The organism is Streptomyces griseomycini (genome assembly GCF_014203535.1).
In the GTDB taxonomy this organism is placed as follows: Bacteria; Actinomycetota; Actinomycetes; order Streptomycetales; family Streptomycetaceae; genus Streptomyces; species Streptomyces griseomycini.
The window spans coordinates 465120-490559 of the sequence record NZ_JACHJI010000003.1 but is presented as its reverse complement, the minus strand read 5'-3'; the positions used below and the strand labels follow the sequence as shown (position 1 = coordinate 490559).

The window sequence follows — 25440 nt, the reverse complement described above, 5'->3', positions numbered from 1 at the left end:
AACGTTCAACCGCCTCCCGGGGGAGGGGACTCGGCCCGCGTCAGTCCCGCGCGTAGGTGAGCTGCTCGCCGTTGCCGGTGTTCACGCGCTGCAGGGAGCCGTCGGACAGCAGGGTGATCTCGGTGGCGGCGCCCGGGGTGCAGGCGCTGCGCGGCTGACCGGCCGTCACGGAGGACGGGCCGATCTCCAGCCGGCCGCCGGATCCGGGGACGGCGGAGAGCCTGGCCTCGAAGACGCAGTGGTAGGTGCCGTTCCCGGTGGGTCCGTCGGCGACGAGGGACATGACCGTGTCGCCCACCTCGCCCTGCCGGATGGTCAGCCGGCGGCTGTGCTGCCCGCTCGCGTTGTCGATGGTGGTGGACCAGCTGCCCAGGTACGCCGTCGGGATCGCCCCGTCCGCCGGAGGCCGGGTGCTCGGCGGCTCCGTCCCGGTCGGCTGCCCCGTGTCGGGGACGGCGGGCCCGGTGTTCTGGGGCGCGCTGCTCGCCGGCGGGGGCGTGGTGGGGTCGCCGTCGGCGCGGTCGCCGGTGGCGCCGCCGCTCATCAGGGCGTACACCGTGCCGCCCGCGGCGACCGCGACGACCAGCGCGATCACCACGAGCAGTGCGGTGGAACGGCCGTCCCTCCGTGGTGCGGACGCCGGTCCGTACGCCGGGTTCGGGCCGAAGGGCGGCGGTCCGTACGGCGGGGTGTGGCCGGCGCCGTGGCCGTGGTGGGGGTAGCCGTACGCGGGGGGCTGGGGGTGCTGCTGGGGATGCCCGTACCCGGCCGGGGTGCCCGGGGCCGGACTCGGGGGCGGGCCGGGGGTGTTCCGGCCGGCGACCAGGGTGGGGAGGTGGTCGAGCGGCGGGCTGCCGCCCGGCCGGCCCGGTGGGGGCGGGGCGGGGGTGCCGGAGGGCGCCGCGGCGGAGTCGTCGGCGGCGGGGGCGTGTTCGGGGGTGGCGGCGGGGGCGGGACCGGCCGGTCCCGGCCGCGCGGCGGCGGCCGGGGGCTGCTGCGCCACCCCGGTGGGCGTGGGCCGCGACGGGATCTGGGGGTCCTCCGCGTCCAGCAACCGCACCGCGTGCCGGCCGAGTTGGGCGACCAGGGAGCCCGGCAGCCAGGGGTCGCGGGAACGGCCGTCGACGACCGTGTCCTCCGCGCCGGTGCGCTGCAGCACCTGGTCGAGCGTGGGCCGCGCGGCGGGGTCCTTCTCCAGGCAGTCGCGCACGAGGTCGGCGAGGCCCTCGGGCACCCGTTCCAGGTCGGGTTCCTCCTGGGCGATGCGGAACATCAGCGCGTGCACCCCGCTGTCGGCGGTGCCGAAGGGCAGCGCGCCGGTGGCGGCGTAGGCGAGCACCGAGCCGAGGCAGAAGACGTCGCAGGCGGCGGTGACGCGGTCGCCGCGCACCTGCTCGGGCGCCATGAAGCCGGGCGAGCCGACGAGCGCGCCGGTGCGGGTGAGCCCGCCGTCGGTCACCGTCTGCAGCGCCCGCGCGATGCCGAAGTCGATGACGCGGGGGCCGTCGATGGTGACCAGCACGTTGGACGGCTTGAGGTCCCGGTGGACGATGCCCGCGGCGTGGATGTCCTTCAGGGCGTGCGCGAGACCGGCGGCGAGGATGCGGACCGAACGCTCGGGCAGCGCGCCGTGGTCGTGCCCGACCACCTGCTGGAGGCTGGGCCCGGCCACGTACCCGGTGGCGACCCAGGGCACGGGCGCCTCGGTGTCCGCGTCCAGCACCGGCGCCGTCCAGTCGCCGCCGACCTGCCGCGCGGCGCGCACCTCCTGGCGGAAGCGCGCCCGGAACTCCTCCTGCCGGGCCAGCTCCTCGCGCACCAGCTTCACGGCGACGGTGCGTCCCCGGTCGGAGCGGGCGAGGTAGACGTGCCCCATGCCGCCGGCCCCGAGCCGCGCGAGCAGCCGGTACGCCCCAATGCTCTGCGGATCCCCCGGTCCGAGCATCTCCATCGTTGCGCCGCCTTCCCCCCGCAGTGAGCAACAGGTCGAGGATAGTGCGGGGCCGGTGCCCGGCGAGCCGGGCGTCGTCTACGGTTCCGTAACAGGCGGGCCGAGCTCGTCGAGCACCCGGGAGAGGCGCTCGAGCACCTGGACCGCCCGGGCGAGTTCGTCCTCCCCGTACGCCAGGGCCAGCCGCTCGGCGAAGGCGGCGTGACCGGGGCCGATGCGGTCGACCGCCGCGCGCCCCTCCCCGGTCGGCGCGAGGAGCTTGGCGCGGCGGTGGGCCGGGTTGGGCCGGTACTCGGCGAGGCCGCGCTCCACCAGCAGGTCGGCGACGCGCTGCACGCTCTGCCGGGTGATGCCCATGGTCCGCGCGATGCCGGAGACGGGCAGGGGTTCGGGGAGGACCGCGCCGAGCACCTGCCACCAGGCGGCGGTGAGCCCGGCGGGGCGGGCCAGTTCCTCGGCGACGGCGAGGAACTGGCCGTTGAGCCGGAAGACCCCGAGCGCGCCGCGGCTGAGCAGGTCCTGGTGCTCCCGGCTCACCGCGCCAGGGCCTTCTCGAGCTCGGCGTACGCCTGTGCGTCGGAGTCGTGGAACAGCCGGTACCAGGCGTCGACGACGGGCTCGTCGTAGGCGCCGAGCAGCCGGAAGACCTCGCGGGCGAAGGCGACGGGTTCGGTCGGCCCGGCGGTGACGAGCGGGCCGTCGGTGACGGCGTCGGCCTCGACGTACCGCTCCGCGCCCGCGTAGCCGGTCGCGGCGAGGTAGAAGGGGGCGGCACCGGTGTGCGCGCGCTCGTCGAGCAGCCCCTCGCGGGCGAGCCCGGCGGTGGCCCCGCAGATCGCGGCGACGGGCACCCCGGCGTCGAGGAAGGCCCGGGCGGTGCGGGCGAAGGGCGCGAGCGCGTCCCCGGCGTCCCAGAGGTCGGCCCCGGGGAGGACCAGCAGCGCGCTGTCCTCGGGCCGCAGGCCGTCGAGCGCGAGGTCGGGCAGGACGCGCAGCCCGCCGATGCTGGTGACGGGCTCCCCGGCGAGGGCGACGGTGCGGACCTCGTACCCGGCGCGCGCGAGGTGCGCGGTGGTGTGACCGGTCTCCCAGTCGGCGAAGGTGTCGTAGACGGCGAGGTGGACGGGCTTGCGGGACGTGCGGGTCATGACCGCTCCCTGGGTCGCACACGATTGGATGACAGCATCCTGACATCAACGCAGTATGCTGTCAATCCTCCGGGGTCTCCCCCGTCGACAACCTGTCGCGGAAAGCGGACGACCGCAGACAGGCCGCCGATGTCGCGCACCCGCCGCCGGGACCTACCCTCGGGCGCATGACCCCTCAGCCGAACCCCGAGGTCGGGGCCGCCGTGAAGGCCGCCGACCGTGCGCATGTGTTCCACTCCTGGTCCGCGCAGGAGCTCATCGACCCGCTCGCCGTCGCCGGGGCGGAGGGCTCGTACTTCTGGGACTACGACGGCCGGCGCTACCTCGACTTCACCAGCGGCCTCGTCTACACGAACATCGGCTACCAGCACCCGAAGGTCGTCGCCGCGATCCAGGAGCAGGCGGCGCGGATGACGACGTTCGCGCCCGCGTTCGCCGTGGAGGCGCGGTCGGAGGCGGCGCGGCTGATCGCCGAGCGCACGCCGGGCGACCTGGACAAGATCTTCTTCACCAACGGCGGCGCCGACGCCGTCGAGCACGCCGTGCGGATGGCCCGGCTGCACACCGGGCGGCCGAAGGTGCTCTCCGCCTACCGCTCGTACCACGGCGGCACCCAGCAGGCCGTGAACATCACCGGCGACCCGCGCCGCTGGGCCTCCGACAGCGGCACGGCCGGGGTCGTGCACTTCTGGGCGCCCTTCCCGTACCGCTCCCGCTTCTACGCCGAGACCGAGGAGCAGGAGTGCGCGCGGGCGCTGGAGCACCTGGAGACGACGATCGCCTTCGAGGGGCCGTCGACCATCGCCGCGATCATCCTGGAGACCATCCCGGGCACCGCGGGCATCATGACGCCGCCGGCCGGTTACCTGGCGGGCGTGCGGGAGCTGTGCGACACGTACGGGATCGTCTTCGTCCTGGACGAGGTCATGGCCGGGTTCGGGCGGACCGGCAAGTGGTTCGCGGCGGACCTGTACGACGTGGTGCCCGACCTGATGACCTTCGCCAAGGGCGTGAACTCCGGGTACGTGCCGCTGGGCGGCGTGGCCATCTCGGGCGCGATCGCCGAGACGTTCGGCAAGCGGCCCTACCCGGGCGGCCTGACGTACTCCGGGCACCCGCTGGCCTGCGCGGCGGCCGTCGCCACGATCGACGTGATGGCCGAGGAGGGCGTCGTCGAGAACGCCGCCCGGCTCGGCGAGTCCGTGGTCGGCCCCGGCCTGCGGGAACTGGCGGAGCGGCACCCCTGCGTCGGCGACGTGCGCGGGGTCGGCATGTTCTGGGCGCTGGAGCTGGTGCGCGACCGGGAGACCCGGGAGCCGCTGGTGCCGTACAACGCGGCCGGTGAGGCGAACGCCCCGATGGCCGCCTTCGCCGCCGCCGCGAAGGAGGGCGGGGTCTGGCCCTTCGTGAACATGAACCGGACGCACGTGGTGCCGCCGTGCAACGCGAGCGAGGCCGAGCTGAAGGAGGGGCTGGCGGTGCTGGACGCGGCGCTGTCGGTGGCGGACGGCTACGTCGGGTAACCGTCCGGGGAGCCCGCGTGACCGGGTGCCGGGCGGGCGCACGGCGGCGTCCGCCCGGCACCCGATCGAACACGCCGGGCCCCGCCCGACCGCGTAAGGTGGCGTGCCCGTGGACGTGTACGCGCACGCCGTTCGAACGCGACGAGGGAGACGCAGGACCATGCCCGGCATCAGCGGCACCGGTGCCGTGACCCGCAGCACCCTGCGGCAGCAGATCGCCGACGCGCTCCGTGACGAGGTGCTCGCCGGGCGTCTCCAGCCGGGGCAGGAGTTCACCGTCAAGGAGATCGCCGAGCAGTACGGGGTGTCCGCGACCCCGGTCCGGGAGGCGCTGGTCGACCTGTCGGCGCAGGGACTGCTCGACGCGGACCAGCACCGGGGGTTCCGGGTGCACGAGTACTCCGTCGCCGACTTCCGCGGGATGATCGAGGCCCGCACCCTGGTGACCGACGGGATGCTCCACGCGCTGACCGACGGCCACCTGGCGCACCTGCGGCCGGACGACCCCCGCGTCGCCGCCGCCCTCACGGGGGTCCGGCGGCGCGGCGAGGAGGCGCAGCGCGCGGCCCTCGCCGGGGACCTGACCGTCCTGATCGGCTACGACCTGCGCTTCTGGCGCGAACTCGGGTCCGTCTTCGGCAACCCGTACCTCACCGACTTCCTGCACCGGCTCCGCGTGCAGACGTGGGTGTGCGTGGTGCAGCAGCTGCGGCGGCTGCCCGACCTGCGGGGCCGGCTGTGGGCCGGACACACCGGTCTGGTCGACGCCCTGTCGCGCCTCGACACCGACTCCGCCCGCGCGGTCCTCGAGTCGTACGACGCGCACGCGCTCGCACTCGTCGACCGCATGAGCGCCGAACGCACGAGTACCGAGTGAGCCGCCCCCGGCGTCGTCCGTGTCCGTGTGGGTAAGGGACCTGCACGAGGGGAGCCGCCCTCGCCCGGCGCCGATACCCTTCCCTGACCACCGTGCTGTGTGAGGAGCCCTCTTTGGCCTGTGACCTGTGGCTGGTACCGCTCGTCGACGTGTTGTGCCACGCGCCCGACAATCCCTTCGCCGAGGAACTCGCGCAGTACAACACGGTGCTCGCCGAGGCCGGGCTGCCGCCGGTGCCGGTGTACCAGTACATGCCGGGGCTGTCCGGCGAGGTCGCCCCGGTCGCGGGTTTCGACTACGACGCGCTGCACTTCCTGCGGCGCGCGTACCTGCTCCAGGCGTGCGGCCTCGCGGTCACGCCGGTGGACGAACTGGGCGGTGACTACGAGCAGTTGCTGGAGATGTTCGAGACGACGGCCCAGCAGTCCCACCTGGTCTGGCACTACGACCACGCCGGCGCCTACGTCCCCGTCGACTTCCCGCACCCGCTGTCCGACGACGCGCTCCTCGCGGGCGGCGGCCCGCTGGGCTCCTCCCACGCCCTGCTGCGGGAGCTGGAGTTCGTCGCCCCGTCCATCGGCATCGATCCGGCGAACCCCCCGGCGGCCCCCGAGCCCCCGCACGGCCCGACCGAACTGGAGGAGCCGGCCGTCCCCGCCCCGTACGACCCCAGCCCCTTCGCCCGCGAACGCCACGTCTGGCTGGGCCTGCACGCGGCGGCGACGCGGAGCCTGGCCCAGGGGTCGATGATCGTCTTCAGCTGAGCCGCCGGATCCGGCTCAGCGCCGCGCCGCGGCCCCCTCGGCGGCGGTGAGGAGCGCCCGCGCCTCTTCGCGCGCCCGGCCGACGGGGTCCGCGAAGACGCCCAGGCCGTGGGCGACCAGCGCCCCTTCGTGCAGCAGCATGAGCGCCCGGCCCAGCCGGCCGGCCCCGTCCGGGGCGATCTCCCCGGCGAGGCCGGTGAACAGGGCGAGCATCCACTGCTTCTGCCCGGTGATGACCGGGTGGGCCGGGTGGGCCGGGTCGCTGATCTCGGCGTGGGCGTTGACCATGCTGCACCCCTTGGAGCCGTGCTCCTCCGCCCACGCGCGCGAGGCGTCGAAGACGGCCAGGACGCGCGCCGCCGGCTCCGGCCCCGCGGCGTCGAGGTACGGGGCGAGGAAGGCCCGCCAGCGCTCGTCGCGGGCCGCGAGGTACTCCACGACGATCTGCTCCTTGGAGCCGAACCGGTCGTAGAGGGTCTTCTTCGTCACCCCGGCCTCGGCGGCGATCAGGTCCACCCCGACGGCGTGGATGCCGCGCTCGTAGAAGAGCCTCCCGGCGGCCTCCAGGACGCGCCGTGCGGCGGGCGTCAGCGCGATCCGCCGCGGTTCCCCGGAAGTGTCCATGCTCCCGAAGTATACCGATCTGTATAGTGGGCACCGGATATACCGGTCTGTTTACTCGAGGAGGACGACCGGAGGGAACGGCATGCACCTCCTGCTCTCGACCGCCTTCGTGCTCTGCTGGAGCTCCGGGTTCATCGGGGCCAAGCTCGGCGCGGACAGCGCGTCCGCGGTCACGGTCCTGATGTGGCGGTTCCTGCCGCCGGCCGTCGTCCTGGCCGCCGTCGCCGCCTTCTCCAGGACGGCGTGGCGGGGCCTGTCGGCACGGGACGTGGCCCGGCAGGCCGTGATCGGCGCGCTGTCGCAGAGCGGCTACCTGCTCACCGTCTACCACGCGATCCAGCTCGGGGTCTCCAGCGGCACCACGGCCCTGATCGACGGCGTCCAGCCCCTCGTCGCCGGAGCGCTCGCCGGGCCGCTGCTGCACCAGTACGTCTCGCGCGGGCAGTGGCTCGGCCTGGGCCTGGGGGCGGGCGGCGTCGCCCTCGTCACCCTGGCCGACGCCGCGGCCGGCACCGGGGCGGCCTGGTGGGCCTACCTCGTCCCCTTCCTCGGGATGGCCTCGCTGGTGGCGGCCACCTTCCTGGAGAGCCGCTCCCGCGTGCGGGTGGCGCCCGCGGTGGCGCTGACCGTCCACTGCGCCACCAGCGCCGTCGTCTTCACGGCGCTCGCCGCGGCCGCCGGGGCCGCCGCGCCGCCCGCCGGGCTCTCCTTCTGGGTCTCGGTCGCCTGGCTCGTGGTCCTGCCGACCTTCGGCGGGTACGGGCTGTACTGGCTCATCCTGCGGCGCTGCGGGGTCACCGAGGTCAACACGCTCATGTTCCTCATGGCCCCGGTCACCGCGGTCTGGGGGGCCCTCATGTTCGGCGAGCCGTTCGGCCCGCAGACCGTCCTCGGCCTGGCCGTCTGCCTCGCGGCGGTGGTCGTCGTCCACCGCGGGGGCGCCCCGTCCGCCGCCCCGGACGCCGGTGGGAGCACCCGGCGGACCGCCGGCGACCGCGGGGCGGGGGTCCCGTGCCGGCGACCGGGGCCGGGCTCGTGACACCGCGCTCGTCCTTCCCGGTGAGCCGGATCCGGCCCGGGTGCAGCAGCCGCCCGCCGCCCGGGGCCGGCGGGAGGGAGAGGCGGTGGGAACGGTGGGGACGGGGAGCCGCCGGCCGTCGGGGAGCCCGGGGGGTCCCGCCTCGCGTGCCATGGCCCGCTCGACGCGGAGAAGGGGGACGGCCGGGCGGATTCACCGCGCCGGCCGTCCCGTCGGATCTCCGGAGCCTCCGGAAGGACCGCTCAGAGGAACGAGTTGATCTCGATCGTCTCGTCGCGGCCCGGGCCCACGCCGATCGCGGAGATCGGGGCGCCGGACATCTCCTCCAGGGCCTTGACGTACGCCTGGGCGTTCTTCGGCAGGTCGGAGAAGGTCTTCGCCTTGCTGATGTCCTCGCTCCAGCCCGGCAGCATCTCGTAGACCGGCTTCGCGTGGTGGAAGTCCGTCTGGGAGTACGGGAGTTCCTCGACGCGCCTGCCGTCGATCTCGTACGCCACGCAGACCGGGATCTGCTCCCAGCCGGTGAGGACGTCGAGCTTGGTGAGGAAGAAGTCGGTCAGGCCGTTCACGCGGGTCGCGTAGCGGGCGATGACCGCGTCGAACCAGCCGCAGCGGCGGTCGCGGCCGGTGGTCACACCGCGCTCGCCGCCGATGCGGCGCAGGGCCTCGCCGTCCTCGTCGAAGAGCTCCGTCGGGAACGGGCCGGCGCCGACGCGGGTCGTGTACGCCTTCAGGATGCCGATGACGCGGCTGATCTTCGTCGGGCCCACGCCCGCGCCCGTGCAGGCGCCGCCCGCGGTCGGGTTGGACGAGGTGACGAAGGGGTACGTGCCGTGGTCGATGTCGAGCAGGGTGCCCTGGCCGCCCTCGAAGAGGACCACCTTGTCCTGCTCCAGCGCCTCGTTGAGGACCAGCACCGTGTCGGCGACGTAGGGCTCGATCTTCTCGGCGTAGCCCAGCAGCTCCTCGACCACCTGGTTCACCGCGATGGCGCGGCGGTTGTAGAGCTTGGTGAGGATCTGGTTCTTGACGTCGAGGGCCGCCTCGACCTTCTGGGTGAGGATCGACTCGTCGTACAGGTCCTGCACGCGGATGCCGACGCGGTTGATCTTGTCGGCGTAGGTCGGGCCGATGCCGCGGCCGGTGGTGCCGATCTTCCGCTTGCCGAGGAAGCGCTCGGTCACCTTGTCCACCGTCACGTTGTACGGCGTGATGATGTGCGCGTTGCCGCTGATCAGGAGCTTGGACGTGTCGACGCCGCGCTCGTTGAGCCCGCTCAGCTCGGAGAGCAGGACCGAGGGGTCGACGACGACGCCGTTGCCGATGACCGGCGTGCAGCCGGGGGACAGGATTCCGGAAGGGAGCAGGTGGAGGGCGTACTTCTGGTCGCCCACGACTACCGTGTGGCCGGCGTTGTTGCCGCCCTGGTAACGCACCACGTAGTCGACGGAACCACCGAGCAGGTCCGTCGCCTTTCCCTTGCCTTCGTCACCCCACTGAGCACCGAGCAGCACAAGTGCGGGCACGCGCGTACACCCCTTCCGGGCGGGGCATGTCCAAGGTCAGGGGCGTACGCGGAGGATCACCGCCGCGTGCACCGCGACCACCGTTGGCCGCCAACCGTCGGACCGGATGCCCCGGAATAGACGAAGCCCCTGGCGCAATAGCGCAAGGGGCTCTTGCACAAAGATGCTACCCGAGGAAGCGAGGCATGGCCGAGGTGGCGACTTCCACGACGTCCGATCAGCTCCTGGTGGTCATCGATCCGGTCGCACGTCGCAGGGACGGCGAGTCCGTGCGCATCGCGAAGGACGTGCTCAGCGCGGGCGCGCCGACGAAGCTGTGCCTGCCGGACGGACCGGAGGAGTTCGCCCGGGCGCTGGCCCGGCGCGGGTCGCGGCGGCCGGTGGTGATCGGGGACGACCGCGCGCTGGTGCGGGCGGTCGGGCTGCTGCACCGCCGGCGGGAACTGGCCGCCTGCGCCCTGTCGCTCGTGCCGGTCGGGGGCGCGCTGAACCTCGCCCGGTCGCTGGGGGTGCCGATGGGGGCGGTGGCCGCGGCGCGGGCCGTGCTGGACGGGGCCGAGCGGTGGATGGACCTGATGGTGGACGACAGCGACGGCGTGGTGCTCGGCGCGGTGCGGATCCCGCCGCTCGGGGCGGCGCCGGTGCGGGAGGCCGCGGTGGGGCACCCCTGGCTGCGGACGTGCCGGTCCCTCGTGCGGACCCTGGTGCCGCCCCGGCCGTCCGGGACCGCCGTCGCTCCCGGGTCGGGGCCCGCGCGGCTGCGGGTGGAGGTCGACGGGGAGACGCTCGTCGACCTGCACCAGCCGGTGCGGGCGGTGTCGGTCGCCCCCGGCGCCCGCGGGACGGCCCGGGTCGAGGTGCGGCCGGCGTCGGTGGGGGCGGAGGCGTCCCCGCTGGCGGCCGAGGGCCGCGCGGTGACCGTGTCGGGCGCGCACTTCCGCTACCGGGCGGACGCGGTGGTGTCGGGGCCGGTGCGGACGCGGACGTGGACGGTGCAGGAGGCGGCCCTGGGGCTGGTGCTGCCGACGAGGTAGCGGGCGTCGCGTCGGGGAGCCCCGAAGCCGGAGGTCTCCGGCGTGCAGTCGGACGGGTCCGGGACCGGCAGCCTCTCGCCGAACGGCCCGGTGAGGCTCTCCCCGTGTCCGATCCGGGGCGACGGGGCCGGACGGACAGTGGCCTCCTCGCCCCGCGTGCCGAGGAGGAGGCGGACGGGGACGCCCGCGGGGATCACCCCCGGCCGAACCGCTCCTCCCGGTGCGCCCGCCAGCGGTCCATCATCGCCTCGACCTCCTTCTCGACGAACTCGAAGAAGGCCAGCGTCTCCGCCAGCCGGCGGCCCGCCGGGGTGTCCGAGCCCAGGCTGACGACGCCCTCGCGCAGGGCGTCCTCCCAGCGCCGGATGACGGCCTCGCGGTTGGTGAGGGCCTCGTACCACTGGTCGCCGTGGACCCGGTACCGCTCCCGGCGCGAGCCGGGCTCCCGCTCACGGGAGACCATGTGCTGCTGCGCCAGGTAGCGCACCGCGCCGGAGACCGCGGCCGGCGAGATCCTGAGCCGCTCGCCCAGCTCGGCGGAGGTCAGCACGCCCGTGTCGGAGGCGAGCAGGGCGGCGAAGACCCGGGCGGGCATCCGCGGCAGTCCGGCCTCCACCAGCTGCGCCGCGAAGTGCTCCACGAACCGCGAGACCGCCTCCGGGTCCCGGGCCGCCCCGGTCGGTTCCGCCATCGTCCGCTCGTCTCCCCTGCTCAGACACCGTCCCCCAGTCTAACCATCGATTTATACGCTTCCTTAACTTCACAAATTTCTGAAAGAAGCGTACGTTCCGAACCATGACGAAGGCAATCAGCGTCTCCGGCCTCCACAAGTCGTTCGGTCGCACGCACGCGCTCGACGGCCTCGACCTGGACGTCGAGACCGGCGAGGTCCACGGCTTCCTCGGGCCCAACGGTTCCGGGAAGTCCACCACCCTCCGCGTCCTGCTCGGCCTGCTGCGCGCCGACTCCGGTGCCGCCCGTGTGCTCGGCCGGGACCCGTGGACGGACGCCGTGGAGATCCACCGCCGCATCGCCTACGTCCCCGGTGACGTGACGCTGTGGCGCAACCTCTCCGGGGGCGAGGTCATCGACCTGTACGGGAGGCTGCGCGGCGGCCTGGACCCGCGGCGCCGCGCCGAGCTGGTCGAGCGGTTCGAGCTGGACCCGGCGAAGAAGGGCCGCACGTACTCCAAGGGCAACCGGCAGAAGGTCGCCCTGGTCGCCGCGTTCGCCTCCGACGTCGACCTGCTGATCCTGGACGAGCCGACGTCCGGCCTGGACCCGCTGATGGAGGAGGTCTTCCAGCGCTGTGTCGCCGAGGAGCGGGAGCGCGGGCGGACCGTGCTGCTGTCCTCGCACATCCTCAGCGAGGTGGAGGAGCTGTGCGACCGGGTCAGCATCATCCGCAGGGGGCGGACCGTGGAGAGCGGTTCGCTCGCCGAGCTGCGGCACCTGACCCGGACGAGCGTGAGCGCCGAACTCGTCGGGCCGCCGAACGGGCTCGCCGGACTGCCCGGCGTGCACGACCTCGACGTGCGGGGACGGCGGGTGCGGTTCCAGGTCGACACCGACAAGCTGGACGCGGTGCTGCGCTCGCTGAGCGAGTCGGGCGTGCGGTCGCTGACGTCCACCCCGCCGACGCTGGAGGAACTCTTCCTGCGGCACTACCAGGACGAGGCCACCGGGAGCGGGGTGACCGTCCGATGAGCGCCGCCGCCCTCGCGGTGCGTCCCGCGGGCTCCCGCGAGCTCGCGGGCACCGGCACCCTGCTGCGTCTCGCGCTGCGCCGCGACCGGGTGATGATCCCGGTCTGGGTCGCGGTGAACGCGCTGATGGTGCTGTCCATGCCGCACACGCTCAAGGGGCTGTACGGCACTCCCGCCGAACGCGCCGACCTGGTCGCCCGGATGGCCGGCAACTCCTCCCTGCGGGCCATGGTCGGCCCCGTCCTCGGCGACTCCCTCGGCGCGCTGACCGCCTGGCGGGTCGGGGTGTACGCGGGCGCGCTGGCCGCCGCGACCGGTCTGCTGGTGGTCGTACGGCACACCCGGGACGAGGAGGAGAGCGGCCGCCAGGAGCTGGTGGCGTCCGGGGCGGTCGGGCGCAGGGCCCCGCTGACGGCGGCGCTGCTCGCGGCGGCCGTCGCGAACGGGGCACTGGCGCTGCTGGTGACGGCCGGACTGGCCGGGCAGGGCGCGGCGGGCGCGCTCGCGTTCGGGCTCGGCGTCGCGGGCGTGGGCATGGTCTTCGCGACCATGGCGGCGATCGTGGCGCAGCTGACGGAGAGTGCCCGGCTCGCGCGGGGGCTGACGGCGGCGGTGCTCGGGGCGGCGTTCGTGCTGCGGGCGGCGGGCGACTCGGGGGCGGACGACGGCTCGTCCCCGCTGACCTGGGCGTCACCGCTCGGCTGGCTGACGAACCTGCGGGCGTTCGCCGGCGAACGGTGGTGGGTGCTGGGGCTGTTCGCGGGTGCGGTGCTGGTCCAGGGGGCGGTGGCGTACGCGCTCGCCGGACGCCGGGACCTCGGCATGAGCTTCCTGCCGAGCCGGCCCGGACCGGCCGCGGGGCGGCTGGGCGGGGCGGGAGCGCTGGCCTGGCGGCTGCAGCGGGGCGGTGTGCTGGGGTGGGGCACCGGGTTCCTGCTGGCGGGGCTGGTGTACGGCGGGATGGCCGAGGGGGCGGCCGACCTCGTCGGCGACAACGAGAGCGCCCGGGAGGTCTTCCGGCGGATGGGCGGGCAGTCCGGGCTGACGGACGCGTTCCTCGCGGCGATGGTCGGCATCCTCGGGCTGGTGGCCGCCCTGTACGTCGTGGCGTCGGTGCTGCGGCTGCACGGCGAGGAGACCTCGGGGCGGGCCGAACCGGTCCTCGCGGGGGCGGTCGGACGGCTGCGCTGGGCGGCCGGGCACCTGGCGGTGGCGTTCGGCGGGGTGGTGCTGCTGATGCTGCTCGCGGGGGCGGGGCTCGCCCTCGGCCACGGCGAGCGGGCGGGCGCGCTCCTGGGCGCGTGCCTGGTGCAGGTACCGGCGGTGTGGGTGATCGGCGGGATCGCGGTCCTGCTGTACGGGCTGGCGCCCGGGGCGGCGGTGGCGGCGTGGGGCGCGGCCGGTGCGGTGCTGCTGATCGGCTGGGTGGGCCCGGCGCTGGACGTACCGCGGGCGGTGCTGGACCTGTCGCCCTTCGGTCACCTGCCGAAGCTGCCGGGCGGGGGGATGGAGTGGGCGCCGGTGCTGGTCCTCACGGCGCTCGCGGCGGGGCTGGTCGCGGCGGGGCTGGCGGGGCTGCGGCGGAGGGACATGACGACGTGACGGGCCGTCGGTCCGCGTACCCCTTGAGCTCCTTCGCCACGTGGGCAGCGAGCTCCTCGAACTCCTCCACGGACATCTGAGCCATGTGCTGCGTCATGACCGTCACGGTGCCCCCCTTCGCAGGCGCTCACCAGCCTGCCGGGCCACGGACGAGCGCCTGGGCCGAACTGCGGCACGATCAGTCGAACGGGTGATCACCCCAGTTCCACGGCCAGCCCTTCCAGGCCCCTGATCACGAAGTTCGGCTTCCGCTTCGGCTCCGCCGCGAGCCGCAGCGTCGGCGCCTTCTCCAGCAGCGCCGTCATCGAGGCCGCCAGCTCGATGCGGGCCAGCGGGGCGCCGATGCAGTAGTGGACGCCGGCGCTGAAGGAGATGTGGGGGTTGTCGCGGCGGGTGAGGTCCAGGCGGGCGGGGTCGGTGAAGACCGCCGGGTCGTGGTTGGCGGAGCCGAACAGCATCGCGATCTCCGCACCGCGGGGGATGACTCTCCCGTCGATCTCGATCTCGTCCAGGACCCAGCGCTCGAAGAGCTGGAGCGGGGTGTCGTACCGCATCAGCTCCTCGACGGCGGACGGGACCAGGGAGGGGTCGGCGCGCAGGGCCGCCAGCTGGTCCGGGTTGCGGAACAGGGCCCACCAGCCGTTGACCGTGGCGTTCACGGTCGCCTCGTGGCCCGCGTTCAGCAGCAGGACGCAGGTGGAGATCATCTCCTGTTCGGTGAGCCGGTCGTCGTCCTCGTCGTGGGCGGCGATCAGACCCGAGACCAGGTCGTCGCCGGGCGCCTTGCGGCGCCGGGCGATCAGCTCGCGGAGGTAGTCGGAGAACTCCACCGACGCCCGGACCGCCCTCGCCGCCGCCTCCTCGGACGGGTTCAGCTCGTACATCCCGCAGATGTCCGCCGACCAGGGGCGCAGCGGGGCCCGGTCGGACTCGGGGATGCCCAGCATCTCGGCGATCACCGCGACCGGCAGCGGTTCGGCCACGTCCCGCAGCAGGTCGCCGCCGCCCGCCTCGACGAGCGCGGCCACCAGGTCCCCCGCCAGCCCCCGGACGTACGGCTTGAGGCGCTCCACCGTGCGCGGGGTGAACGCCTTCGACACCAGGCGGCGGATCCGGGTGTGGTCCGGCGGCTCCAGGTCGAGCATGCCGTGGTCGTTGAGGGTGTGGAACGGCTCGTGCTCCGGCGGCGGGGCCGTCCGGCCGAACTCCTCGTGGCTGAAGCGGTGCAGGTACGTCCGGCCCAGGCGGCGGTCGCGCAGCAGCGCCGAGACGTCGGCGTGGTGCGGGACCAGCCACTGGTTCGTCGGCTCGAAGAAGTGCACCCGGCCCCGTTCCCGCAGCTCGGCGTAGGCGGGGTACGGATCGGCGACGAACGCCGGGTCCCACGGGTCGAAGGCGAGGTCGGTGGGGGCTGCCATGGACGGACGGTAGCCCGGCACCCGGCCCGCTGACCAGGGTCAGCCCGGGGTCACCAGCCGCGCCTCGTACGCGAACACCGCCGCCTGGGTCCGGTCGCGCAGGCCCAGCTTCACCAGGACGCGGCTGACGTGGGTCTTGATGGTCGACTCGGCGACCACCAGCCGTCCGGCGATCTCCGCGTTGGACAGGCCCTGCGCGATCAGCACCAGCACCTCCGTCTCCCGCTCGGTGAGGTCGCCGTACGCCGCCTGCGCGGACGGCATCAGGCGCGGGGCCTCGGACAGCTTGGAGAACTCGGTGATCAGCCGCCTGGTCACCGACGGGGCGAGCAGCGCCTCCCCGGCGGCGACGACCCGCACCCCGTCGGCGAGCTGACGGGCCGAGGCGTCCTTGAGCAGGAAGCCGGAGGCGCCGGCGCGCAGCGCCTGGTAGACGTACTCGTCGAGGTCGAAGGTGGTCAGCACCAGCACCTTCGCCGTGCCGTCGGCGGCGACGATCTCCCGGGTCGCCTCGATGCCGTTCAGCTCGGGCATGCGGATGTCCATCAGGACCACGTCGGGGGCGAGTTCGCGGACCCGCCGCACCGCCTCCCGGCCGTTGACCGCCTCGCCGACGACCTCGATGTCCGGCATCGCGTTGAGCAGGACCGAGAAGCCCTCGCGCACCATCATCTGGTCGTCCGCGATCAGGACGCGGATGGTCATGCCCCCGCCTCGTTTCCCTCGGTTCCCTCGTTCGCGTCGCCCACCGCGGTGACCGGCAGGAACACCGCGACCTCGTAGCCGCCGTCGTCGGTCGGGCCGGCCGTCATCTCGCCGTCCAGCATGGTGACCCGCTCGCGCATGCCGGTGATGCCGTGTCCGGCACCGGGCGAGGGCTTGACGAGGGACGGCTGCGGCGGCGGGCCGTTGACGATCCGCAGGCCCAGACCGCCCAGCACGTAGGAGACCTCGACGCGGGCGGTCGCGCCGGGCGCGTGCCGGAGGCTGTTGCTCAGCGCCTCCTGCACGATCCGGTACGCCGACAGCTCCACGCCGGGCGGCAGCTCGCGCACCGCGCCGGTCGTCACCTTCTCCACCTCCAGCCCGGTGCCGCGCACGTTGACGAGCAGCGCGTCCAGGTCGGCGAGGGTCGGCTGCGGGGCGTCCGGGGCCTCGTAGTCCTCGGCGCGGACCACGCCGAGGATCCGGCGCAGCTCGGTGAGGGCGGCCACCGCGTTCTCCCGGATGGTGGCGAAGGCGCGCTCCAGCTCCGGCGGCGGGTTCTCCACCCGGTAGGGGGCGGCCTCGGCCTGGATGGCGACGACCGACATGTGGTGGGCGACCACGTCGTGCAGCTCGCGGGCGATGGTGGTGCGTTCCTCCAGCAGGGTGCGCCGGGAGCGCTCGTGCGCGGTGACCGTCTGCTGGGCGGTCACCTCCTGCTCGGCGGTGCGGCGGATGTGCCAGACGGCGACCACGAGCAGGGCGAGGGCGGAGGTCACCATCATGGGCGCGCTGTTGGTGTAGTAGTACGAGCCACCGAACAGGATGTCCGCCAGGAAGCCGTACAGGGCCGTCAGGACCCACATCCAGGCGGCGGTGCGGGGGCGGGTGCGGGCCGCCACGACGACCAGCACCGTCAGGTGGCAGAGGAACGCGCCGGGCATCCACGGCCACTCGCCCCAGCTGCCGTCGAGCACCGCGGCCACGGGGGCCGCCGCCACCGACAGCCAGAACGCGCCGACCGGCCGGACCAGGGTGGCGAGCACGGGGACCGCGCAGACCAGGCCGGCCAGCAGGGCCGGCAGGCCGTCGGAGGCGCCGCTGCCCACCGAGCCGGCCCACAGGGCCAGCAGCGCGGCCAGCCCCACCACCGCGTGCGGGAGGTGATCCGCCGAGGACCGCAGCCGGCCGGGCAGCCGGCGGACGAACGGGCCGTCCGTGCGCCGGCGCGGCAGCGGGCGGTAGGCGAAGGCGTCGTGGAACAGGTCCTGGCGCAGCCCGCGCAGGGCGTTCTGGGCCAGCCGGTACTCCGGGCTGCGGGAGGTCCGGGCCCCGCCGCCGGACGGCGGGGGCGGCGACTGCGGGTGGGTCGTCTCGGTCACGCTCACACGGTAGGCCGACCGGGTGGCGGCGGTCGTCCCCGCCGAGACGGGTTCCCGGGCGTCCGTCTCAGGTACTACGCGGGCCCGCCGGGTCACCCCTCCGTACCCGGGGACGGTACCCGGGTCGCCCCCCGGCGCCCCGAGGGCGGAGCAGTGTCCGGCGGTCAGTACCCGGAGGGGCGGACCAGTCCCGACTCGTACGCGAACACCGCCGCCTGGGTCCGGTCCCGCAGGCCCAGCTTCACCAGGATCCGGCCGACGTGCGTCTTCACGGTCTGCTCGGCCACCACCAGCCGCACCGCGATCTCCGCGTTCGACAGGCCCTGCGCGATCAGCGCGAGCACCTCCGTCTCGCGCTCGGTGAGGCCGCCGACGCGTTCCTTCGGCGGGGTGCGGGGCGCCGGGTCCAGCCGGGAGAACTCGGCGATCAGCCGCCGGGTGATCCCGGGCGCCAGCAGCGCGTCCCCGGCGGCCACCACCCGGACCGCCTCGGCGAGCTGTTCCGCGGAGGCGTCCTTCAGCAGGAAGCCGGAGGCGCCGGCGCGCAGCGCCTCGTACACGTACTCGTCGAGGTCGAAGGTGGTGAGCACCAGCACCCTGATGTGCGGGGTGGCGGCGGTGATGCGGCGGGTGGCCTCGATGCCGCCGAGCTCGGGCATGCGGATGTCCATCAGGACGACGTCCGGGTCGAGTCCGGCGACCTGCGCGACCGCGTCGAGTCCGTCCACCGCCTGGCCGACCACCTCGATGTCGGGCTGCGTGTTCAGCAGCACGGTGAAGCCCTGCCGGACCATCTGCTGGTCGTCGGCGATCAGTACGCGGATCATGCGGTGGCGTCCTTGTGGTGGGAGGTGGGACCGGCGGAGGCGGGAGGGCCGACCGGGAGGCGGGCGGAGACCTTGTAACCCCCGCCGGCCCAGGGGCGGGCGGTGAGGCCGCCGCCGAGCATCGCGGCCCGCTCCCGCATGCCGAGCAGCCCGTGCCCGGCGCCCTGGGACGGCGGCGCCTCGCGCTCGGGCCGGGTGTTGGTCACCTCCACGCGCAGCTCGTGCGGGCGGTAGTCGAGGGCGACGTGGGCGGTGGCGCCGGGGGCGTGGCGCAGCACGTTGCTCAGCGCCTCCTGCACGATCCGGTACGCCGACAGCTCCACGCCGGGCGGCAGGGGCCGCCGCTCGCCGGTGATCTCGGTGGTCACGGTCAGTCCGGCGGCCCGGGTGTTCTCCACCAGCGCCCGGAGCCGGTCCAGGGTGGGCTGGGGCGCGTGCGGGGCGGTGCCGGAGCCGCCCTCGTGGCCGTCGGCGGCGGCATCGACGACGGGGGCGGGGTGCTCGGAGCGCAGGACGTCCAGCACGCGGCGCAGTTCGGTCAGCGCCTCGACCGCGTTCTGCCGGATGCCGGCCAGGTTCTCCTTGAGCTCGTCCGTCGGGTCCGGCACCAGGTGCGGGGCGACCTGGGCCTGGATGGAGATGACCGACATGTGGTGGGCGACCACGTCGTGCAACTCCCGTGCGATGCGGCTGCGTTCCTCCAGCAGGGTGCGCCGGGCCCGCTCCTCGGCGGTGAGCGTGGTCTGCTGCACCAGTTCGGCGCGGGCCTCGCGGCGGCCGCGCAGGGCGGTGCCGAGGACGACGGCGACGGCGAACAGGACGAGGGCGGTCTGGCCGGTGGACGAGTGGTTCCACGCGCCCCAGAGGCCCTGGAGGACATAGGTGAGCAGGGCCGTCACGGCCAGCGCCTCGACGGAGACGCGGGTGGGCACGCGCAGGGCGAGCAGCAGCAGGACGAGCAGGTGGGCCGCGATCCCCCAGGGCGTCCAGGGCCACGAAAAGCCGTCGATCTGGCCGGCCATCAGCATGCGGCGCAGCAGGACGGCTCCCGTCAGCGTGGCGGTGAGCGACAACCACAGTGCCGGGACCGGCCGCCGCAGCGCGAGGACGGCCGCGCCGCTCTGCCCGGCCGCGACCAGCGCGGAGCCGGTGTGGGGGAGCCTTCCCTCCCCCAGGAGCTGGTCCAGGTCGCCGAGGAGGATGCCGAACGCGATCAGGTACACGAACCCGTGCGGCACCCAGCGCAGCCACACCGACGGCGGCAACGGGTCCACCCGCCAGGTCCACAGGTCGTCCCGCAGCACCCGCAGCCACCGCAGGACGAGTTCCACCCCCTTGTCCGCCACGGGGGTCAGCCTAGACATGCCGTGCTCCCTCCGCCGACCCCCGGTCCGCCGCCGGCCGGTGCGCCCGCACCACCCGGGACCGTTCCCCGCGCCCGCCACCGCGTTCCCAGGACCGGAACGCCGCCCGGCACACCGCGAGGGCGAGGGCGAGCACCGGCAGCCAGGCCAGCCGGGCGGCGACCCAGCCGAGGTCGTCGGGAACGGTGTGCAGGCCGGGCAGGCGGCCGGCGAGCAGACCGGTGGCGGTGGTCGCCATGAGGGCCGTCTGGTGCCAGAGGAAGACCGTCATCGCGGAGAGGTTGACCAGCGCCACCGCCGCCCACGCGACCGGCCGGCGCATCGCGCCCCGCAGCCGCTCCCGCAGCAGCAGCGCGAGCCCGCACTGGGCGAGGCCGAAGGTGACGGCGGCCAGCGTCGGCGGGTTGAGGTTGGACACCTCGGCGCCGGGGACGCCGACCATGGAGGCCGGGTAGCCGGCCAGGGCGACGAGCACGGCCGTGGCCGCCGTACCGCCGAGGAGCAGGATCCAGGCCGGGCGGCGGCGCTCCAGCTCGCCCCGGGTCCAGGCCGCGCCCAGGGCGTACGGCACCAGCCAGCCGGCCGCCAGGTTCAGCCAGCCGAGCCAGGCGGGGGCGCCGAGGCCGAAGCGCAGCAGGTCCACGTGGAGGACGACGGCCAGCGGCCACAGCGGGTGCAGCCGGGCCAGCAGCGGGGTCGCGGCCGTGAGGACGGCGAAGACCAGCAGGAACCACAGCGGGGACAGGGCCAGCTTGGCCAGCGTGCGGACGGTCGCGTACTCGGCGCCGGAGAGCAGCAGCGCGACCGTGACCACCGTCCACAGGGTGAGGACGGCGACGACCGGACCGAACAGCCGGGCGAGCCGGCCGCGCAGCCAGTGGCGGTAGGGGACGCCGCGGGCGCGGGCCGAGGCGTACGAGCGGGTCGCCACGTGTCCGCCGACCAGGAAGAACACGGCGAGGGTCTGGAACAGCCAGGAGACGGGGGCCAGCCAGGGCAGGTGCTGGAGCGGGCTGGCCGTGCGCAGGGTGCGGCCGTCCGCGACCAGCGCGGTGACCAGCCAGTGGCCCAGGACGACCCCGAGGACGGCGACGGCGCGCAGGGCGTCCACGGCGCGGTCGCGGTGGTCCGGGGTGGCCGCGTCGACGCGCTCGGCGCCGCGCCGCACGCCGTCCCGCAGGACCGCCTTCAGGCCGCGGGTGGGACGCCGGAGGATCGGGTCAGTCACGGGTCACCGCCCCGGTCTCGCCCAGGACGATCCGGGCCAGGTTGGTGAGGGAGGGGGAGCCGGGGGCGAAGTAGTCGCTGTGGCCGCCGTCTCCGGCCGCGAAGACGCGGGCGCCGAAGTCCGGGGAGACGGGGTCGGTGCCGAAGCCGACCGTGGTGCCGAAGAGGCCGGCGCTGAGGTGCGGGACGTGCTCCACCCAGTCGTCGGCGCCCCGGGCCGCCCAGACCCGGGCGCGGGTGCGCAGGCCGGCGGCGGTGTCGGCGCCGGTGCCGGGGCTGCCGAGGAGGACGATGTCGTCGACGTCCAGACCGGCGGCGGCACGGGCGCAGACCACGGAGCCGTAGGAGTGACAGAGGAGGGAGACGCGGGACCGCTGTCCCGTGACGGTGCGCAGGTCCCGCACGAGCTCCCGCAGTCCGGGTGCCGCGCGCTCCGCCCGGTCGGTGGTGAGGACCGCGGTGCTGATCGTGCCGGGGGTCTCGTAGCCCAGCCAGGCGACCACCGCCGTCCGGGTGCCCGCCGGGGCCACGGGGGTCCCCCCGCTCGATCGGGAGTGGGGGACGGTGAGGCGTTCGTGCAGGGCGCGGGCGGCGGCGCGGAACCGGCCGTAGGTGTCGAGGCCGGTGTCGGAGCCGGGGACCAGGACGGCGACGCGGTCGGCGCGGGCGAGGTCGCCGAGGACTTCGGTGACCCGTCCGGGGCCGCGGCCGTCGAAGGCCAGCAGCTGCCGGGAGGGGGCGGCCAGCGCGCGGTCGGCCGCCGCCCGCCGCCGGTCCCCGTGGGCGGCGGCCATCCGGGCCGCCTCCCCGGCGCCTGCGCGGTGGGCCGCGTAGGCGGCGTCGAGGGTGGCCGCGGTCGGCGGGGCGAGCACGGCCGGTGCCGGGGCGGGGGTGCGCGGCCGGGCCGCTCCGGCCACGGGCACGGCCACGGCCGAGGCGACGAGCACGGCGAGGCCGGTGCGCCGCCACCGGGCGATCCGCCGCCGGCCCGGCCTGCGTTCCCGCGCCGGGCGCCCGGCCGGCGGGGTGTCCGGCGCCGCCGGCGGGGTGCCGGTCCCGGCGGTGGCGCGCCGCCCGGACCACCCGCCCGCCCGGCCCCCGGACCGGCCGCGTGCCCGGGACCGTTCCGCCGGGCCGCTCCCCGTGGTGGCCGCGGACGCACCGGCCCCGACCCCGCCGTGCCCCGCCGCGCCCGTGCCCGTCCCGTACCGCGTCCCCATGGCCGTCCCTCCTCCCCTCCGCCCGGTCACCGGGCTGTTCGAGAAGGGAAGTTACGGAGCGGCGCGCGTAACCCGCGTCCCGCCGGGGGACTCACCCGCGGGGTAGCTCTCAGGTACTACGGGTCTGACCGGGGCGATCCCGGGGAGGCCCGGGGAGGGGCGTCACCAGGCGAGCTGGGCGATCTCCTCCGCCACCACCGCGCAGGCGTCCGCCGCCGGGTCGATCAGCGGGAAGTGGCCGACGTCCTCCAGCAGCGTCAGCCCCACCACCTCGCCGGCCTTCGCCGCCGCGTCCGCGTACGCCTCGGCCACCGGCAGCGGGACGTCGAGGTCGGCGCGGCCCTGGACGAGGGTGGTGGCGATACCGGTGGGCAGCAGCAGCGCGGGGTCGGCGTACGGCCGGCGCTCGGCGAACCCGTCGTCGCCGCCCAGCAGTTGGCGTGCCGCGCCGTCGCACACGTCCAGCTTGTCGGCGACCGCGAGGTCGGCGATCGGGGCGAGGGCGACCACGCCCCGCAGGGGCGCGGGACGGTCCGTGCGCCAGGGGGCGTCGGCGGGCAGGAGGTGCCGGGCGGCGTTCCACAGCGCCAGGTGACCGCCGGCGGAGTGCCCGGTGACGACCGTGCGGCGCGGGTCGGCCTGCGGAAGGTGGCTCCGGACCAGCTCGGGCAGGGCGTCCAGGGCGGCGGCGACGTCGTCGAAGGTGTCGGGCCAGCGCCCCGCGACCGGGTCGCCGCCGCCCGCCTCCCCCGCGCCGCGCCGGTACTCGACGCTGGCCACGGCGAAGCCCCTACGGGCCAGGAACGCGGCGAACGGGCTGATGTGGCGCCGGTCGTGGGAGGCGCGCCAGGCGCCGCCGTGCAGGACGGCCACCACGGGCGCGGGTCCACCGGGGCCGCCGGTGCCGCGCGGGGCGTAGAAGTCGATCAGCTGGTCCGGGTCGTCGCCGTAGGCCGCGGTCGCGTCGGGGTCGACCGGCGGGTGGGAGAAGGCCGACTCCTCCTCGGCGGCGGCCCGGGCGGCTGCGACGTCGTCCGTCATGCTCAACCTCTCAGCGATGAAACGTATTTGGCGGACCAGAGAAGAATTCGGCCGTTGGCCGGGACGGTACCAGGACGGTGACCGGCGTGGACATGGGGATATCACGCTCGGTGAACGTCTCCCCCGAACGACGTCCCGGCCCGCGCCGCGGCGGACGCGGCGCGGGCCGGGACGCACGTCACCGGTCCTGCGGCGGCCCCTCAGCCACCGGCCTCCGCCAGGCCCTCCGCCAGCACCCGCGCCGCCCGCTCCACGTCCGCGAAGCCGACGTACAGCGGGGTGAAGCCGAAGCGGAGCACGTCGGGGTGGCGGAAGTCGCCGACCACCCCGCGCCCGATCAGCCGCTCCATCACGTCACCGGCGTCCGGGCAGCGCAGCGCGACCTGGCTGCCCCGCTCCCCGTGCGCCCGCGGGGTCACGCAGGCGACCCGGCCCTCGGGGACGTAGGCCTCGACGCACTCCAGGAAGAAGTCCGTCAGCGCGAGGGACTTGGCCCGCACCGCGTCGACCGTCACGCCGTCCCAGACCTCCAGCGCCGCCTCCAGGGCGAGCAGGGAGAGGATGTCCGGGGTGCCGACCCGCCCGCGCACCGCGCCCGCCGCCGGCTCGTAGTCCGGGCGCATCCCGAAGGGCTCGGCGTGGGAGTTCCAGCCGGGCAGCGGGGAGTCGAAGCGGTCCTGCAGGTCCGCGCGCACGTAGAGGAACGCCGGTGAACCGGGGCCGCCGTTCAGGTACTTGTAGGTGCACCCGACCGCCAGGTCCACGCCGTGCTCGTCCAGCCCGACCGGCAGCGCGCCCGCGCTGTGGCACAGGTCCCAGACGGCGTACGCCCCCGCCGCGTGCACGGCGGCCGTGAGCGACGGCAGGTCGTGCAGCCGGCCGGTGCGGTAGTCGACGTGGTTGAGCAGCACCGCCGCCGTACGGTCGCCGAGCACGCCCGGGACCTCGGACGGGGGCACCGGACGCAGGGCGCAGCCGGTCATCCGGGCCGCTGAGGCGGCGATGTAGCCGTCCGTGGGGAACGTGGTCGCGTCGACCACGATCTCGTCCCGCCCGGCACCGGCCGACCGCGCCAGCCGCACCGCGCCCACCAGCGCCTTGAACACGTTGACGCTGGTCGAGTCGCCGACCACGATCTGCCCGGCCGCGGCGCCGACCAGCGGGGCGATCCGGTCGCCGATCCGCTCCGGCGCCGTCCACCAGCCGCCCTCCGTCCAGGACCGGATGCGCAGTTCGCCCCACTGCCGACGGACCACGTCCTCGATCCGGCCGGGGACGGCGGCGGGCAGGGCGCCCAGCGAGTTGCCGTCGAGGTAGACCACGTCGTCCAGGACGAACTCGGCGCGCTTGCCGGCCAGCTCGTCGGCCCCGTCCAGTTTCTCGGCCTTGGCGGCCAGCAGCTCAGACATAGGACCGCGCCGTCCACAGCTCGGGGAACACGTTCTTGCGGGCCCGCTTCTCCAGCCAGGCCACGCCGGCCGAGCCGCCCGTGCCGGCCTTGGCGCCCATCGCGCGGCGAGTGGCGACCAGGTGGTCGTTGCGCCAGCGCCACACCAGCTCGGCGACGTCGGTCAGCGCCTCGCCCAGGCGGGCGACCTCGTCCCGCTCGTCACCCGAGTAGACGGCCGTCCAGACCGCCTCCACCGCGGGCGACGGCTCGTACCGCTGCGACACGTCGCGCCGCAGCACGTCCTGGGGGATCGCGTGCCCGCGCCGCGCGAGGAACCGCAGCACCTCGTCGTAGAGGCTCGGCTCGTGCAGCGCCTTCTCCAGCTCGGCGTGCGCGCGCGGTGCGCCCCGGTGCGGGACCAGCATGGACGCGGACTTGTCGCCGAGCAGGAACTCCAGGCGCCGGTACATCGCCGACTGGAAGCCGGAGCCCTCGCCGAGGGCGCCGCGGTAGGCGTTGAACTGCGCGGGGGTGAGGCCGCTCAGCGGCTTCCAGGAGGCGTTCAGCGCCTCCAGCTCCCGCACGGACCGCTTCAGCGCGTCGACCGCGGTCGGCACGTCGTCCTCGCGCAGCGCCTTCGCCGCCGTCTCCCACTCGTGGACGATGACGGTGAACCACAGCTCCATCACCTGGGTGGTGACCAGGAAGACCATCTCTCCGGGATCGTCGGAGAGGGGGTGCTGGAGGTGGGTGAGGACGTCGGCCTTGACGTAGTCCTCGTAAGGGGTCGTTCCCCTGAAGTCGAGATGCGGGGTCTCGGGCTCGTGAGCCTCGTGGGACATCGCTGTCTCCTGCTGTGTACTCCGGGTAGCGGTCCGCCCCTGCCGTTACCGGCACGGGGGCCCCGGTCCCCACGGGGCATCCTCCGCAATCCTCCCCCACAGCCGCAAGGCCCGCCTGGTCACGGGCGGGCCTCGCGGAAGCGCCACGTCCCGGCCGGAGGGTCCGGGCCGCTGCCTCCGGCGCCGTTCGGCCCCGGTACCGACGGTGCCGACGGTGTCCGTCACCGTCG

At 75.0% G+C, this 25440-nt stretch carries 23 protein-coding genes; 7 read left to right on the top strand and 16 right to left on the bottom strand.

Features of this window, described 5'->3' with window-relative positions; translation table 11 throughout:
- Positions 1-40: 40 nt before the first annotated feature.
- The 3 genes from FHS37_RS11080 to FHS37_RS11070 form a co-directional block, all read right to left on the bottom strand.
- Positions 41-1951 (bottom strand): serine/threonine-protein kinase, encoded by a 1911-nt coding sequence (locus FHS37_RS11080; protein WP_184819596.1) that lies wholly within the window; start codon positions 1949-1951, stop codon positions 41-43.
- Positions 1952-2029: 78 nt separating this feature from the next.
- The gene (locus FHS37_RS11075; RefSeq protein ID WP_184819594.1) at positions 2030-2488 is read right to left on the bottom strand and encodes a MarR family winged helix-turn-helix transcriptional regulator; all 459 of its coding nucleotides are present in this window, start codon (positions 2486-2488) and stop codon (positions 2030-2032) included.
- Positions 2485-3099, bottom strand: coding sequence for a type 1 glutamine amidotransferase family protein (locus FHS37_RS11070; RefSeq protein WP_184819592.1), 615 nt, complete (start codon positions 3097-3099; stop codon positions 2485-2487). Before FHS37_RS11070 ends, FHS37_RS11075 begins: the two co-directional genes overlap by 4 nt.
- Positions 3100-3266: 167 nt before the next feature.
- On the opposite strand from FHS37_RS11070, the gene FHS37_RS11065 reads away from it, so the two are divergent.
- The 3 genes from FHS37_RS11065 to FHS37_RS11055 all read left to right on the top strand — a co-directional run bounded on the left by FHS37_RS11065 (position 3267) and on the right by FHS37_RS11055 (position 6263).
- Entirely contained in the window at positions 3267-4622 is a 1356-nt protein-coding gene (locus FHS37_RS11065; protein ID WP_184819590.1) for an aspartate aminotransferase family protein, read from the top strand.
- Positions 4623-4782: 160 nt separating this feature from the next.
- Positions 4783-5499, top strand: a complete 717-nt coding sequence (locus FHS37_RS11060; RefSeq protein ID WP_184819588.1) for a GntR family transcriptional regulator — start codon at positions 4783-4785, stop codon at positions 5497-5499.
- Between the two features lie 113 nt (positions 5500-5612).
- A complete protein-coding gene (locus FHS37_RS11055; RefSeq protein ID WP_184819586.1) occupies positions 5613-6263 on the top strand; it encodes a putative DNA-mimic protein in 651 nt (216 codons plus the stop codon).
- Positions 6264-6278: 15 nt separating this feature from the next.
- On the opposite strand, the gene FHS37_RS11050 is transcribed toward FHS37_RS11055, so the two are convergent.
- Positions 6279-6887 carry a TetR/AcrR family transcriptional regulator gene (locus FHS37_RS11050; RefSeq protein WP_184819584.1) on the bottom strand — a complete coding sequence of 203 codons (609 nt, stop codon included), beginning with the start codon at positions 6885-6887 and terminating at the stop codon, positions 6279-6281.
- 82 nt (positions 6888-6969) lie between these two features.
- Here FHS37_RS11050 and FHS37_RS11045 point away from each other — a divergent pair, with 82 nt between their 5' ends.
- Complete coding sequence (locus FHS37_RS11045; protein WP_184819582.1) at positions 6970-7926, top strand: DMT family transporter; 957 nt, start codon at positions 6970-6972, stop codon at positions 7924-7926.
- A gap of 242 nt (positions 7927-8168) precedes the next feature.
- Here the strand turns inward: FHS37_RS11045 and FHS37_RS11040 are convergent, their stop codons facing one another.
- Positions 8169-9452: an adenylosuccinate synthase gene (locus FHS37_RS11040; RefSeq protein ID WP_184819580.1), complete on the bottom strand. Its 1284-nt coding sequence runs from the start codon at positions 9450-9452 to the stop codon at positions 8169-8171.
- 185 nt (positions 9453-9637) lie between these two features.
- Between FHS37_RS11040 and FHS37_RS11035 the strand changes: the two genes are divergently transcribed.
- Positions 9638-10486, top strand: a complete 849-nt coding sequence (locus FHS37_RS11035; protein ID WP_184819579.1) for a diacylglycerol kinase — start codon at positions 9638-9640, stop codon at positions 10484-10486.
- A gap of 193 nt (positions 10487-10679) precedes the next feature.
- On the opposite strand, the gene FHS37_RS11030 is transcribed toward FHS37_RS11035, so the two are convergent.
- Entirely contained in the window at positions 10680-11177 is a 498-nt protein-coding gene (locus FHS37_RS11030; RefSeq protein WP_184819577.1) for a GbsR/MarR family transcriptional regulator, read from the bottom strand.
- Between the two features lie 104 nt (positions 11178-11281).
- On the opposite strand from FHS37_RS11030, the gene FHS37_RS11025 reads away from it, so the two are divergent.
- Together FHS37_RS11025 and FHS37_RS11020 are read left to right on the top strand one after the other, a co-directional pair.
- Complete coding sequence (locus FHS37_RS11025) at positions 11282-12193, top strand: ABC transporter ATP-binding protein (protein WP_184819575.1); 912 nt, start codon at positions 11282-11284, stop codon at positions 12191-12193.
- Positions 12190-13794 (top strand): ABC transporter permease, encoded by a 1605-nt coding sequence (locus FHS37_RS11020; RefSeq protein WP_184819572.1) that lies wholly within the window; start codon positions 12190-12192, stop codon positions 13792-13794. The genes FHS37_RS11025 and FHS37_RS11020 overlap by 4 nt, the downstream gene beginning before the upstream one ends.
- 194 nt (positions 13795-13988) lie before the next feature.
- On the opposite strand, the gene FHS37_RS11015 is transcribed toward FHS37_RS11020, so the two are convergent.
- The 10 genes from FHS37_RS11015 to FHS37_RS10970 form a co-directional block, all read right to left on the bottom strand.
- The gene (locus FHS37_RS11015) at positions 13989-15212 is read right to left on the bottom strand and encodes a cytochrome P450 (RefSeq protein ID WP_184819570.1); all 1224 of its coding nucleotides are present in this window, start codon (positions 15210-15212) and stop codon (positions 13989-13991) included.
- Between the two features lie 39 nt (positions 15213-15251).
- A complete protein-coding gene (locus FHS37_RS11010; RefSeq protein ID WP_184819568.1) occupies positions 15252-15917 on the bottom strand; it encodes a response regulator in 666 nt (221 codons plus the stop codon).
- A complete protein-coding gene (locus tag FHS37_RS11005) occupies positions 15914-17305 on the bottom strand; it encodes a sensor histidine kinase (RefSeq protein WP_375372297.1) in 1392 nt (463 codons plus the stop codon). Before FHS37_RS11005 ends, FHS37_RS11010 begins: the two co-directional genes overlap by 4 nt.
- Before the next feature lie 158 nt (positions 17306-17463).
- Positions 17464-18126 carry a response regulator gene (locus FHS37_RS11000; RefSeq protein WP_184819564.1) on the bottom strand — a complete coding sequence of 221 codons (663 nt, stop codon included), beginning with the start codon at positions 18124-18126 and terminating at the stop codon, positions 17464-17466.
- Positions 18123-19490 (bottom strand): sensor histidine kinase, encoded by a 1368-nt coding sequence (locus tag FHS37_RS10995; protein WP_184819562.1) that lies wholly within the window; start codon positions 19488-19490, stop codon positions 18123-18125. The genes FHS37_RS11000 and FHS37_RS10995 overlap by 4 nt, the downstream gene beginning before the upstream one ends.
- The gene (locus tag FHS37_RS10990) at positions 19483-20706 is read right to left on the bottom strand and encodes an acyltransferase family protein (protein ID WP_375372300.1); all 1224 of its coding nucleotides are present in this window, start codon (positions 20704-20706) and stop codon (positions 19483-19485) included. The genes FHS37_RS10995 and FHS37_RS10990 overlap by 8 nt, the downstream gene beginning before the upstream one ends.
- A gap of 4 nt (positions 20707-20710) precedes the next feature.
- Entirely contained in the window at positions 20711-21937 is a 1227-nt protein-coding gene (locus FHS37_RS10985) for an alpha/beta hydrolase (protein WP_184819560.1), read from the bottom strand.
- Positions 21938-22099: 162 nt separating this feature from the next.
- On the bottom strand, positions 22100-22978 hold the full coding sequence (locus tag FHS37_RS10980; protein ID WP_184819558.1) for an alpha/beta hydrolase: 879 nt from the start codon (positions 22976-22978) through the stop codon (positions 22100-22102).
- A 200-nt stretch (positions 22979-23178) separates the two neighbouring features.
- On the bottom strand, positions 23179-24387 hold the full coding sequence (kynU, locus tag FHS37_RS10975) for a kynureninase (protein WP_184819556.1): 1209 nt from the start codon (positions 24385-24387) through the stop codon (positions 23179-23181).
- Positions 24380-25210, bottom strand: a complete 831-nt coding sequence (locus tag FHS37_RS10970) for a tryptophan 2,3-dioxygenase family protein (protein WP_184819554.1) — start codon at positions 25208-25210, stop codon at positions 24380-24382. Before FHS37_RS10970 ends, kynU begins: the two co-directional genes overlap by 8 nt.
- Between the last annotated feature and the right edge of the window lie 230 nt (positions 25211-25440).